Below are 13,206 nucleotides of genomic sequence, written 5' to 3'. Positions count from 1 at the left end.
GGGATAAATAACGGCAACTAGAATACAAAAAAGATAATGCAAAATATCGTATAGCGCTTATAGCAAAACCAGCCTTACCTATTCATATAATTGGCTAGTTTCATGCATTGTTAAAGGTTTATCTAATACTTTAAGGGTCAGCTATAGTGCTTGGCATCATAGCATAAATTTTGCCAAACTTCCCTTATCTTACACCAACTTGCGCCCATAAAATTCAATATAGACAGCAATATCAGCCATTAAAGATGCGTTTTAACCCCTATTAACAGTGACGATATGACAGGTGATTTAGCATTTATACTTTTGTTAAACGCTTACTATCAGTATGAGAATTAGATACAGTATTATTTAGCTCAACCTTGGTTTTAAATCGTGTCAAACGTAACGCATTCATCAATACTGAGATAGAGCTGAGCGCCATTGCAGCAGCGGCAATCATAGGGTTTAAAAAACCAAAAGCGGCAAGCGGAATACCAAGGCAATTATAAATAAAAGCAAAGAATAGATTCTGCTTGATATTACGCACTGTTGCATTCGCAATTTTTTGCGCCGCATCGATATGCATCAGCGACTCACCCATCAAGCGCGCAGAGGCACTATGCTGGGCGACATCCGTACCTTCAAACATGGCAAAACTGGCATCAGCGGTTGCCATTGCTGGCGCATCGTTGACGCCGTCACCTGCCATCGCCACTTTGTGACCAGCTGTTTGCAACAGGGCAATTTGGCTCGCCTTATCACGTGGGCTCATTTTACCGTACGCTTGTTCGATACCTAGCTGACCTGCCACATGATCAACGACCGACTGCTTATCACCACTCATCAAGATGACATTGATACCCGCATCCTGTAGTGCGGTAATGGCTTGCGGCGTGTCATCTTTTAAATCGTCAGCTAAGGCAAACGCGCCCAAAGCTTCATCGTTGATACTAATGGCTACGGTACTGGCAATTTGCCATACTTTTGGCATCAGTTTTGGCAGCATTAAATGAGCAAACTCCGCAGTACCAACCTTTACCACACCTAAGCCTTCGATATTTGCTTGTATGCCCGCACCTTTGATGACACTGATATCAGTCACAGTCATCAACGGCAAGTTTCGTTCAGTAGCCGCGTTAATCAATGCCGTCGCTAAAGGATGGCTAGCATGCGCTTCAACGCTTGCGGCTATTTGTAAGACATCATCAACCGCAAGTGACTTATCCACCATGACCTGATCGACGATAGTAGGCTTACCAATGGTTAAAGTACCCGTTTTATCGAGTACCACTGTATCAATATTGCCTGCCGCCTCTAAGCTTTGCGCATCTTTAAACCAAACGCCATGACGCGCGGCGACGCCCATACCAGCCATGATAGCAGCTGGCGTTGCTAAACCAAGGGCACAAGGGCAAGCAATGACCAATACCGACACCGCATGCATCAAGGCGGTATCGACCATACCCGTGAGCCACCACGTCAGCCCAAATGTGACCAAGGCAATTGTCACCACTACTGGGACAAAAATAGCCGTCACTCTATCAGCAAGGCGCGCTAAATTAGCTTTTGAGCCTTGCGCATCGCTGAGCGCTTGTACCATATCACCGAGCTTGGTATCGCTACCTTTAGCACTGACACGATATAGCAAGCTGCCATTTTCAACGAGAGCGCCTGCTAGCAGTCCCTCACCTACTTCTTTTTTAAGTGGTACGGACTCGCCGGTTAAATGACTTTCCACACACCAGCCACTACCATCGATAACGACACCATCGGTGGCGACACGGCTGCCTTGTTTAGCACGCAGGATATCGCCTACTTGCACATCCTGTAGCGCGACATTATGAAAATCGCCATTTGGCTGTTGCTGCTCGACTTCATCAGGCGTTAAGGACAATAATAAATCGATACTGTTTAAGCTGTGCTTTTTGGTGCGCTCTTCAAGATATTTACCCGTACGCACAAAAGCAATAACCATCACGCCGGCTTCAAAGTAAACGGCTGGTCCGTGTCCGCCTGCATGCCCGCTTTGCAATAAGCTGCTTAACGTGCCATCGCCATGGGTCAACCATAGATAGGTCGAATATGCCCAAATGGTTACCGTACCAATGACCACCAATACGTCCATATTGGCAAGACCACCTTTGATAGATGCCCAAGCGCTTTTATAAAAAGGTAACGCCAATCCAAATTGTACAATCGTCGCTAAGATAAATTGAATCCAAACCGGTGGCATCCACGCCATACCTTGTCCGACAAGCATGCCAGCCATACCCACTAAAAACGGCAGCAAACACACCCACAATCCAATCAAACGCCACGGATATTCAGTTGCCGTATCTTCATCCGACTTAGCAAACAAACTATCGGCTGCCTGCAAATTGGCCACGAAACCGGTTTTATTTACCCATTCTGTGACTTGTTCAGGCGTGGTTTGCGTCGGATCATAATCGACATTGGCGGTCTCGCCAGCGAAGTTGACATTTACCTCATACACCGCTGGCTTCTTATTAAGGACTTTCTCGATTCGAGACGCACAAGCCTGACACGTCATCCCCTCAATCGCCAGTTGCAGATGGGCACGCTCGGGCGTCAGCGGCGTATTTGACTGAATATCAGTTTCAACTTCATAGGATTGCTCGGTGTCGGTACGGGTAGCATCATTCATAAATAAAACTCGTTATTACATTATTACGTTATTGCGCGTTATAGCGTTTATAAATTCGTTTGAGCTAACAGAAGAGCTCAATGGATAGCAAATCTAAATCAAACAATCCAGTCATAAAAAAACATACAATTAGTCTACGTTTTAGACTGTTTAATACTTCTACGATTTTATTTCTACAAAACTTAAATGGTCATGATTAGCAGCAATTCAACATTCATTCATCTGCTAGCAAGCGGGCTTGTTAATAAATACAAGCTAGGAAGATAAAGTATATTCTCATACCGCTAGCGATATTTTAGCCATTAAAAAAACCAGCCATGATAGCCGGTTTTGGTATAAATACGAATAATATTAAGCGTTGGGAACAGTGGCATCAAAGCCTGCATCGTCGATAGCCGTTGCAATAGCTTCGGCGCTGGTCTTGCTGTCATCAAAGGTGACGGTCGCTTGGTTATCTGCCAGCTCGATACTGATATCATCTAAACCATCAATATCAGCGGTGGCATTATGGACGCTTGCCACACAGCCACCACAAGTCATGCCGTCAATTTTAATAATACGTGTTTGGTTTGCCATGAGAGGCTCCTTATTTTTGTAACTGAGTTTTTATTAATGAGTATTTTTATCACTTAAATAAACTGCTTTTATCGCTGTTTTTTAAGACACCATAAAAACAGCACTTAACTAGCATAAGCCGAATGAAGCCTAACAACAAGTTTGATTGCTTGTATATTTATGAAAGCCCCTTATTAAAGTGCGTTTTATTTAAGTATTTTTAATAAAGGTTTCGTCATAAAAACCATCACTCACAATCCAATGCCTCATTTGCTAATCATGGTAACGTGGGTTTTGCGGGGCATCGATAGGAAACGGCTGAGTAACGTAATCGACCATACTGATGGCCGCAACAAAAGCATGGATGGTTGTTTGCGTATCATCATAACGGATAAATGCAATACCATTCTCAGGTTCTAGCTCAATTTCAGTAACACCAGTAATGTTTTTTAACGCCGTCATCACGCTCTCAAGCCCTTCGGTATCATCGATATTTTCAATACTTACTTGTGCAACTTTAATCGCCATGGTCTTATCCTCTTATCATTTATAGCATTAATGCGTATCTAATACCTCAAAGCCTTTGACCAACTCATCGATCTGCTTTAGCTGACGCAAGAACGGCTCTAACTGACTGGTTCTTAATGCACACGGGCCATCACACTTGGCAGCTTCTGGGTTTGGGTGCGCCTCTAAAAATAACCCTGCCAATCCGGTTGCCATCCCTGCGCGGGCAAGCGTAGTAATTTGCTCACGGCGGCCGCCAGCACTATCACTACGTGCACCCGGCTGCTGCAAACTGTGCGTTACATCAAAAAACACAGGAATATTCATCTGCTTCATGGTATCAAAGCCCAGCATATCGACGACCAGATTATTATAACCAAAGGCGCTACCACGCTCACAAAGAATCAGCTTATCGTTGCCACCTTCAAGGCATTTATTAACAATATGACGCATCTCATGTGGCGCTAAAAACTGCGCCTTTTTAATATTAATAATCGCGTCTGTTTTAGCCATTGCATGGACCAAATCTGTTTGACGTGATAAAAACGCAGGAAGCTGAATAATATCAGCAACTTCAGCAACGGGTGCGGCTTGATAGGGCTCATGCACATCAGTAATAATCGGTACTTGAAACTTTTCTTTAATCTGACCTAGCCAGTCGATACCCTGCTCTAGCCCAGGACCTCGATACGAATGCAAGCTTGAACGGTTGGCTTTATCAAAGCTGGCTTTAAAGACATAACCGATACCCAAACGCTTGCATATCTCCACATACTGCTCAGCAATTTCAAACGCCAACTCTTTGGACTCTAAGACATTCATACCACCGAATAGTACAAACGGCTGGTCATTACCAATATTAATCGTCTTGCCATTTGGCGTATTAAGCTTGATATGTGATTGCGCCGTTAATAAATTTTCCATGAAGTGGTGACCCTCGTTATTGTTATTTACTGTCGTTATCAACAGTTATTATTAATATGACTTTTTTATATTGTAACCGATAGCCGCATTAAAAAAAGTATCCAAGCGTAATTAGACATTACCATGAACCACAACTCACCAATAATAAAAACTGCATGTATAAAAACCACCATCAAAAAAAGGCTAAATAAAAAACAAAAAAAGACCAATCCGAAGATCAGTCTTTTTCATCACTATCAAGCTGTCGTAAGATACAGATTATTTGTTATCGCTATAGGTTCTTGCTGCTTTTACAAAGCTGTTAAATAGTGGGTGACCACCGCGTGGCGAGCTGGTAAATTCAGGATGGAACTGTACCGCGATAAACCAAGGATGGTTAGGAATCTCAACTGACTCAACCAAATGCTGCTTGGCAGAATAACCGGATATATTCATACCTGCTTGCTCTAATGGCTCGATATAGCGATTGTTCATCTCATAACGATGGCGATGACGCTCAGTGATATTGGTTGCGCCATAAATTTGGGCAAGTTTACTACCAGCAACCAGTTCTGCTTGCTGAGCGCCTAAACGCATAGTGCCACCAAGGTCTGAATCATCGCTACGTATCTGCAATTCGCCACGCTCATCTAACCATTCGGTAATCAGACCGATGATAGGTTCAGCCGCTGTACGCTGGAACTCAGAAGAATTGGCATCGATGTGTAGGACATTACGCGCATATTCAATCACTGCTAACTGCATACCAAGGCAGATACCAAGATAAGGTACGTTATTTTCACGTGCATAGGTAATGGCTTTCATTTTGCCATTGGTACCGCGCTCACCAAAACCGCCCGGTACTAAAATAGCATCGGCATCGTTAAGACGGGCAAACAAAGCATCATCAGTTTCTAACAGCTCTGCATCGATATAGTCGATTTTGACGTCTGCTTTATGGGTGATGCCAGCGTGTAGCAAAGCTTCGTTAATAGACTTATAGGCATCCGGTAATTCAACATATTTACCAACCATCGCTACCGTTACCGTCGCTTCAGGATTCAGCTGCGCTTCGACCACTTTATCCCAATCGCTTAAATCTGCTTCCGGCAAATCAAGACCAAAACGCTCACAGATTAAGTCATCAAGATCTTGCTCATGCAGGGTACGCGGTATTTGATAGATACTTTGCGCATCTTCACACATGATAACCGCACGCTCTTCGACGTTGGTAAATAGCGCAATCTTGCGGCGATTGTCTTGTGAGATATGATGATCAGAGCGGCAGATTAAAATATCAGGCTGCAACCCAATAGAACGCAGCTCTTTTACCGAATGTTGAGTAGGCTTAGTTTTGGTTTCACCCGCACTAGCGATATAAGGCACCAATGTTAAATGCATCAGCATGGCGCGATTGCGTCCAAGCTCTACTTGCATTTGGCGTACGGCTTCCATAAAGGGAAGTGACTCGATATCACCAACCGTACCGCCAATCTCGATAATGGCAATGTCATAGCCTTCGCCACTGGCAAGAATTTTACTTTTAATTTCGTCAGTGATATGCGGAATCACCTGCACCGTACCGCCCAAATATTCACCGCGACGCTCTTTATTTAAAACGTTTTGATAGATACGACCACTGGTGAAGTTGTTGCTCTTGCTCATCTTTGAATGGCGTAAAAAACGCTCATAGTAGCCCAAATCTAAATCGGTCTCAGCACCATCTTCGGTCACGAACACTTCACCGTGCTGGAACGGGCTCATCGTACCTGGATCGACGTTGATATACGGATCCATTTTGGTCATGGTCACGTTTACGCCACGCGCCTCTAAGACGGCTGCAAGGGAAGCTGCGGTAATACCTTTTCCTAGTGAGGACACTACCCCACCGGTCACAAATATAAACTTGGTCATAGTACTCTGTCGGTAATTGGTAAAGAAGGATTCTACTAAAAATACGCCACAAAATATAGGGCAAAAGCGCAAACTCTTTAAAACACTCAGTTTTTAACGCTTAATTGTCATAAGGGCGTCGTCGTAAATACATAGCTATTATACCCCACTGCAGCTTTAAAAAGGTCACAACAAAAAACTCACCCCGAAGGATGAGTTTTTTTAGAGTCAGTTTCTAGTTCATACTAGAATAAGTATTCTAGACCAGTACCAATGACGAATACATCAGCGTCGCCTCTTACAGTACTACCAGCAGTAACTAAATCATAAGCTGGAACCTTATCAGCTTTATTCATGCCTGCATAGGCATGAGCAATGATATTGTCTTTGTAGAAGTATTTGCCACCAACAACGATTTGATTTGAATCAGCGTTATCTAAACCGTCTAAATTATCAGTTTTGTTATACTGTGCGTAAACAGATGCTGGACGAGCGAAGTTAGTTAAGCCCATCTCACCACTAATTACCAAACCTTTTTCTTTAGCATTACCGTAGTCGTAATCACCTACTTGGTATAGCGCACCTAACGTTACTGGAGCTGCCATGTATTTGCCTAGATCTACAGTAGCAGTACCACGAATGATATCACCTTCAATATTTTGATCTTTGTCATACGCTAAGCCAGCAGTGAAGCCTGTACCTTGGTCAAATAACATTGCAACGCCAAAGCCAGAGTTATCATTGCCGTTAGCATCATCAGAGCTATACATAGCTGACAATTGTAATGGTAGACCGTCATACTTAGGTGCAGTCCAGATGATTGAGCTTGGGATACGGTTACTATCAGCCATGTTTAACGCTGAAACAACTGCATTCTCGTTTTTAGTCTGACCTAAGTTATCAAAATAACCTTGGTTTACAACAACGTTATCAATACGAGCTAGGGTTGATTGGTTTTTACCAACACGGAACTCACCAAATTGTTTGTTGTTTACGCCAAGATATGTATCACGGTTAGTGAAACCATTGCTATCACCATCAATCTTTGTGCCATACTCTAAGCGATAGATAACGTCAGTGTTAGCTGTCATGGCTTCAGAGCCTTTAAGACCGATACGTGAAGCATGAGAGTTGATTTCTACTGTGTCTTCATCATACATGTTGCCACCAGGGCCATCAAACTCAGCATTAACATAATCCATAGCTAAAAAAGCTTTACCGTAAACAGTCGGTGCGGCGTTTGCTGCAGATACAGATAGGGCAGCGATTGCTGTAGCTAAAAGTAGTTTTTTCATGGGGGTATCTCCACTTTACAATTTTAGTAATGAGCGAGCTATTATTAGCCGGTGCCCAAAATGGTATCGTCACAAATCCTCAAAGATATAATGTGTAACTGGCTACCGAGATTAGTCAGAAACAAGTGTGGCGAAGTTCTATTACCGTAAGATGAAAAGAACCATGACTTACATAACTGGGATCAAAATCGTAACTGCCATGTAAATGCTGGTCTTTATCGCTCTGTTGCGTAACATCCGTTACCAAACTCATACTTCGAGTACAAGCATAACAACTTTGACATAATTTGCAACATATTTTTAAGCCTTAAATAATAAAAAATCTTAAAAGCCATGCTCGCTATGAGGTTTAACCTGTGTTTAAATAATGGCAAAAAAAATACCCCTATTCGCCATAGGCAAATAAGGGTAGCACTGATAAATATCAGTAATAATACTATAAACTGTCTTTGACAGGCTCATTAAGACCTAAGCAATAAAGAGCTACTTATGCATTGATAAGTAGCTCTAAAGCAAAGTCTGCTAATAACCAACAACGCTAGCCCTATTATTTAATCAAAAATATAGCTAGATCGATTTAAGAATGAGCTTTTAAATCAAGGCGTGCTTGATGCAATAATGGCTCGGTGTAACCACTTGGCTGCTCACGACCTTTAAAGACCAAATCACAGGCGGCTTTGAAGGCATAAGAGTGCTCAAGGTTGTTAGCCATTGTCTGATAGCCATTATCGTCAGCATTTTGCTCATCGACGACCTTTGCCATGCGCTTCATGGTTTCCATGACTTGCTCTTCACTCACCACGCCATGATGCAACCAGTTAGCGATATGCTGGCTTGAGATACGCAGTGTCGCGCGGTCTTCCATTAGACCCACATCATTAATATCAGGTACTTTAGAGCAACCAACGCCTTGGTTTACCCAGCGTACGACATAACCTAAGATGCCTTGAGCATTATTATCAAGCTCTTGCTGCTTCTCTTCTTCCGTCCAGTTGGTGTTTTTTGCCAATGGAATGGTCAAGATGTCATCTAAGCTGGCACGCTCGCGTGATTTTAGCTTGTCTTGGACCTCAGCGACATTCACTTGATGATAATGCATGCTGTGTAAGGTGGCGCCCGTTGGTGATGGTACCCACGCTGTGCTAGCCCCCGCTTGTGGATGCGCGGCTTTGGTTTCAATCATCTCTTTCATCTCATCAGGCTTCGCCCACATGCCTTTACCAATCTGAGCGTGACCTTGTAGACCCGTCTCTAAACCGATATCGACGTTCCACTGCTCATAAGCTGGCTGCCATGCTTCTGACTTCATATCGCCTTTACGTACGAAAGGTCCGGCGTTCATGCTGGTATGCATCTCATCACCGGTACGATCTAAGAAGCCGGTATTAATAAAGATAACGCGCTCTTTGGCTTGGCGAATCGCTTCTTTTAGGTTGACCGTCATACGGCGCTCTTCGTCCATGATACCGATTTTAAGGGTATTACGTTCTAAGCCCAATAAGTCTTCTGAGGCATTAAACAAGTCGTTCGCCATTTTGACTTCTTCAGGACCATGCATTTTTGGTTTAACGATATACATCGAACCTTTACGCGAGTTTGATAGCTGGTTATTACCTTTTAAATCGTTTAAAGATAGTAGCGGTGTAATCAAACCATCCATTAAGCCTTCAAAGATCTCTTCTTGACCATTACCCAAATCGACTAAGATCGCAGGGTTTTGCATCAAATGCCCAACGTTACGAATTAATAGTAACGAACGACCTGGTAAGGTAAGTGTACCGCCATCTGGTGTGGTGTATTCACGGTCTGGGTTTTGTTTACGCGTACGGGTTTTGCCGCCTTTTTCGAAAGTTTCTTGCAAATCGCCATTCATCAAACCAAACCAGTTGCGATAGACTTCCACTTTTTCTTCAGCATCGACCGCAGCGATTGAATCTTCACAATCTTGAATCGCTGTAATGGCTGATTCTAATAGCACGTCTTTAATATTGGCTGGATCGTCTTTACCGACTGGATGGCTGCCATCGATTTGAATTTCAGCGTGTAAGTTATTATTCTTTAATAAGATACCGGTTGGGCTTGCTGCATCACCGACAAAACCTGCAAACTGAGTAGCATTTTTTAGCTCAGTGCTGGTATCACCTTGTAGCACTTCAAGCTTGCCATCGACAACTTTAAAGCCGGTTGCATCGTTGTATGAACCTGAGGCTAGGGCAAAGTTTTCATCTAAGAATTTTTTGGCATAGGCGACGACAGCAGCGCCGCGAGTTGGGTTGTAGCCACCTTTTGCTTCTTGACCATTTTCATCGCTGATCACGTCTGTGCCATACAAGGCATCATATAAGCTGCCCCAACGAGCGTTTGTCGCGTTCAATGCATAGCGCGCGTTACGTACGGGTACGACTAACTGCGGTCCTGCGATATGGGCAATCTCGTCATCGACGTTTTGGGTGCTGACTTTGAAATCTTCGCCTTCTGGTAACAGATAGCCAATTTCTTGTAAAAACGCTTTATAGGTAGGATAGTCAATGTCGCCGTCTTTGGCAGGATTGTCTAGATGCCATTGATCAATCTGGGCTTGGATTTTGTCACGGGTCGCAAGCAGCGCTTTATTACGCGGCGTAAACTCCTTAATGACCTTTTCAAAACCTGACCAATAACTGTCTGAATCCACACCGACTTTCGGCAGCACTTCGTTTTCAATAAAATCGAACATCTGCTTATCGATGGCAAGAATGCCCTTCTGAATACGATTGGCGTTAGAAGACTGGCTCATATTGTTATCCTTATCTGTTCGTGAAGTGTTTTAATCCCGGGTTACTACTATGGCAATTAAAATCTAAGTTGCTACTATTTAGACCAGCTTTAAGCAAATACTAAGGTGATAAACCTTACTTTTTGCGATAGCATGGATAGTTGATATAATGCTGAGTATCAACTACTCATTAGCAATCAATAGTAAGACAGAATGTCCCAAAAGCAAAATCTCATCCTACTATCAAATAATGAAATAAACAAGGAAACATCATTCAGCAAGTAAATACTTAGGCTGTAGATAAATGATACCCTATAAGACGTATGGCTTTAGATGCTATAAACGCCTTGTTTAAGCACAATGATGGAAACGATGGATAAACTGTAAGTAATCATTACCATAGTAATTTATGCTTAACGGTTATCTATTAAGCTAAGGCGTTTAAAAGTACCAAACACGTCAAATGATCCATCATGCCAAATGCTATTAAAGATATTTGCCGTTATATAGTCAGTCCAATATAAAAAAGGCACGTTAAAAATAGCCTGCTGCTGGGATAAATTTTTCTTGCTTGCTGTGCGCTTCGCACTTTTCGATGCTTCGTAAAATTTATCCCAACAGCCATGTATTCTTTTCAAGTTGAATCGACTATAGCAGACTTATTTATTTTCAGACCTTTTTATCATTATCCAATAAACGCTGTCTTACAACTACTCAATAAAGCCCAATAAAACTATGACTATCAATACACAAAACCTTGCAACTTTAACCCAAGAAAATGGCGCTCAAGAAGAAAACAATCAAGAAGACAGTGTCGATATTGCGCAATTACGAACGCCTATAAAGGTCGATTTATCCCCTATTTATGAATTTTTAGGTGCGCGAACCACACAAGCGTGGGTAAATGCCGCCATTGCTGACTTGCCATTAATCATTCAAGATCATGCCAATTGTGAAAAAAAAGCGGCTGGTACAGCAATGAACTTATTATTTCGCTATGAGTTTTCTTATGATTTACAACGTAAATTGGCGCAGTTGATACGCGAGGAGATGCTGCATTATGAGCAGGTGCTCGGCATCATGAATGAGCGCGGGCAAGAGTGGAGATATCTAAGTGCCGGACGTTATGCTAAAGGTATGCTGAAACATAAACGTACCTACGAGCCAGCAGCGATGATAGATGTATTGATTATCGGGGCGTTTATTGAAGCGCGTTCTTGTGAGCGTTTTGCTGCATTGGCTGAAGTCATCAACGATGAGCGTTTGGCGAAATATTATCGCTACTTACTTAAATCAGAAAGCCGTCATTTTGAAGATTATCTGGCATTGGCGCAGTCATTGTCAGAGGATAATATCGACGAGCGCGTGGCGTTTTTTAAAGCGGTAGAAGCGGAGCTGATATCGAGCCCAGATACTGAGCTGCGTTTTCATAGCGGTGAACCGGCTTAGTTTTTATTAATTTTATTTGAGCTCTTAATAGCTATAAATAATCATTAAAAAAAGGTGCTGCAATCAGCGATACTCTTATCAACTGATGGAAGCACCTTTTTATTTTTGACTTAATACCTAAAATCTAACTATTAAGAATCTTTTTCATCAGGATTTAAGACACGGGTTTGGGCATTATCAACATTTGCATAGCGGTTTAAGTCATTGATACCTGCGCTTTTAGGAGTACTACCCACAATCGTATGCTCATTGATGCCTTCGTCAAAAGCATTGCCATCTTGGTCACGTCGATCTGGCTGACGCGCAGGGTTGTCATTGTCATTGACGTGCTCTGAATTTATCACGCCTTCTTTAAAGGTATCGGTACCTTTATTCTCAGTAATGCTATTTTCTATTTCAGTGTGAACATCAGATGTGTGAGTATTAAGTGTATTAACATCAGAGTCATCAATCCGCGTTTTGGTTAACGCTGGATCTTTGGTTTGCATCTTCTCATTTTGCATTATGGTGTCCTTGTCATTTTTAATTGTTGTGATTATCGTTATTATTATTTTTACTGAATTTCTAAAATCAATTACTTAAATAGTTTGTTAAAAACCTACCAAATGCTATTCATTGCCTTTTTGGGATAAATCATAAGCATTTAAGTCTGCTACATTCTTACCGCCATCTGGTAAATTCTCTTCCTTACGAGGATCGGAATATATCTCGTCCGTTTCCTGTGATTTCTGCTGTGGTCCATCGATATCGGGCTCGTGTTTACGACCTTCGTAACTGTCTGGTGCATTGTCTGGATGTAAGGCTGCTGGATCACGGACAGGTACCGCTTCTTCATTGTTTGGTCGAGTATTGTCTGGCATAGCGCGTCCCTCGCATTTATGGTTTAGAATATTATTTAAGTGTTAAATTATTAGGTAATCCATGCTCATTTACTTATTACTAAAGTAATATTACTTATCAGTACGTAAGTCATCGTCGATAAAAGAAGTCTGTTCTTCTTCACTCAATTTCTCCGGCACATTGACTTGCTTATTATCTGCTAGGTTTTTTTCGATTTGCTGACTGTCTGCTTGCTCAGCTGCTTTTTTAATATCTGAGGTATCGTTATTAGTACTACTCATGATTAGTGTCCTGTTTTTTATAATTGATGAAAAACTCTTTGTAAATTGTGAGCCTTGCATCAATTATAAGGAGAATTTTCCACT

11 protein-coding genes are annotated in these 13,206 nt (G+C 42.3%); 1 reads left to right on the top strand and 10 read right to left on the bottom strand.

Going from position 1 to position 13,206, the window contains the following annotated elements; translation table 11 throughout:
- Positions 1–295: 295 nt before the first annotated feature.
- From JMX13_RS00345 to JMX13_RS00315, 7 genes are all read right to left on the bottom strand, one after another.
- Positions 296–2,644, bottom strand: a complete 2,349-nt coding sequence (locus tag JMX13_RS00345; protein ID WP_201608849.1) for a heavy metal translocating P-type ATPase — start codon at positions 2,642–2,644, stop codon at positions 296–298.
- Between the two features lie 351 nt (positions 2,645–2,995).
- Entirely contained in the window at positions 2,996–3,220 is a 225-nt protein-coding gene (locus tag JMX13_RS00340) for a heavy-metal-associated domain-containing protein (protein ID WP_201608848.1), read from the bottom strand.
- Positions 3,221–3,472: 252 nt separating this feature from the next.
- The gene (locus JMX13_RS00335) at positions 3,473–3,727 is read right to left on the bottom strand and encodes a heavy-metal-associated domain-containing protein (RefSeq protein WP_201608847.1); all 255 of its coding nucleotides are present in this window, start codon (positions 3,725–3,727) and stop codon (positions 3,473–3,475) included.
- Positions 3,728–3,754: 27 nt separating this feature from the next.
- Positions 3,755–4,630 (bottom strand): 3-deoxy-8-phosphooctulonate synthase, encoded by an 876-nt coding sequence (gene kdsA, locus JMX13_RS00330; RefSeq protein WP_201608846.1) that lies wholly within the window; start codon positions 4,628–4,630, stop codon positions 3,755–3,757.
- 258 nt (positions 4,631–4,888) lie between these two features.
- On the bottom strand, positions 4,889–6,523 hold the full coding sequence (locus tag JMX13_RS00325) for a CTP synthase (protein ID WP_201608845.1): 1,635 nt from the start codon (positions 6,521–6,523) through the stop codon (positions 4,889–4,891).
- 224 nt (positions 6,524–6,747) lie between these two features.
- Positions 6,748–7,797: a porin gene (locus JMX13_RS00320; protein WP_201608844.1), complete on the bottom strand. Its 1,050-nt coding sequence runs from the start codon at positions 7,795–7,797 to the stop codon at positions 6,748–6,750.
- 577 nt (positions 7,798–8,374) lie between these two features.
- The gene (locus JMX13_RS00315; protein ID WP_201608843.1) at positions 8,375–10,573 is read right to left on the bottom strand and encodes a malate synthase G; all 2,199 of its coding nucleotides are present in this window, start codon (positions 10,571–10,573) and stop codon (positions 8,375–8,377) included.
- Between the two features lie 714 nt (positions 10,574–11,287).
- Between JMX13_RS00315 and JMX13_RS00310 the strand changes: the two genes are divergently transcribed.
- On the top strand, positions 11,288–12,001 hold the full coding sequence (locus tag JMX13_RS00310; RefSeq protein ID WP_201608842.1) for a tRNA-(ms[2]io[6]A)-hydroxylase: 714 nt from the start codon (positions 11,288–11,290) through the stop codon (positions 11,999–12,001).
- Between the two features lie 131 nt (positions 12,002–12,132).
- On the opposite strand, the gene JMX13_RS00305 is transcribed toward JMX13_RS00310, so the two are convergent.
- The 3 genes from JMX13_RS00305 to JMX13_RS00295 form a co-directional block, all read right to left on the bottom strand.
- Complete coding sequence (locus tag JMX13_RS00305) at positions 12,133–12,504, bottom strand: hypothetical protein (protein WP_227686151.1); 372 nt, start codon at positions 12,502–12,504, stop codon at positions 12,133–12,135.
- A gap of 105 nt (positions 12,505–12,609) precedes the next feature.
- On the bottom strand, positions 12,610–12,861 hold the full coding sequence (locus tag JMX13_RS00300; RefSeq protein ID WP_201608841.1) for a hypothetical protein: 252 nt from the start codon (positions 12,859–12,861) through the stop codon (positions 12,610–12,612).
- 90 nt (positions 12,862–12,951) lie between these two features.
- Positions 12,952–13,122, bottom strand: a complete 171-nt coding sequence (locus JMX13_RS00295; protein WP_201608840.1) for a hypothetical protein — start codon at positions 13,120–13,122, stop codon at positions 12,952–12,954.
- Between the last annotated feature and the right edge of the window lie 84 nt (positions 13,123–13,206).

It is taken from the genome of Psychrobacter immobilis, assembly GCF_904846285.1.
GTDB lineage: Bacteria > Pseudomonadota > Gammaproteobacteria > Pseudomonadales > Moraxellaceae > Psychrobacter > Psychrobacter immobilis_D.
Note: the sequence above shows the minus strand (reverse complement) of the source record. Positions and strands in the feature narration are given on the sequence as shown.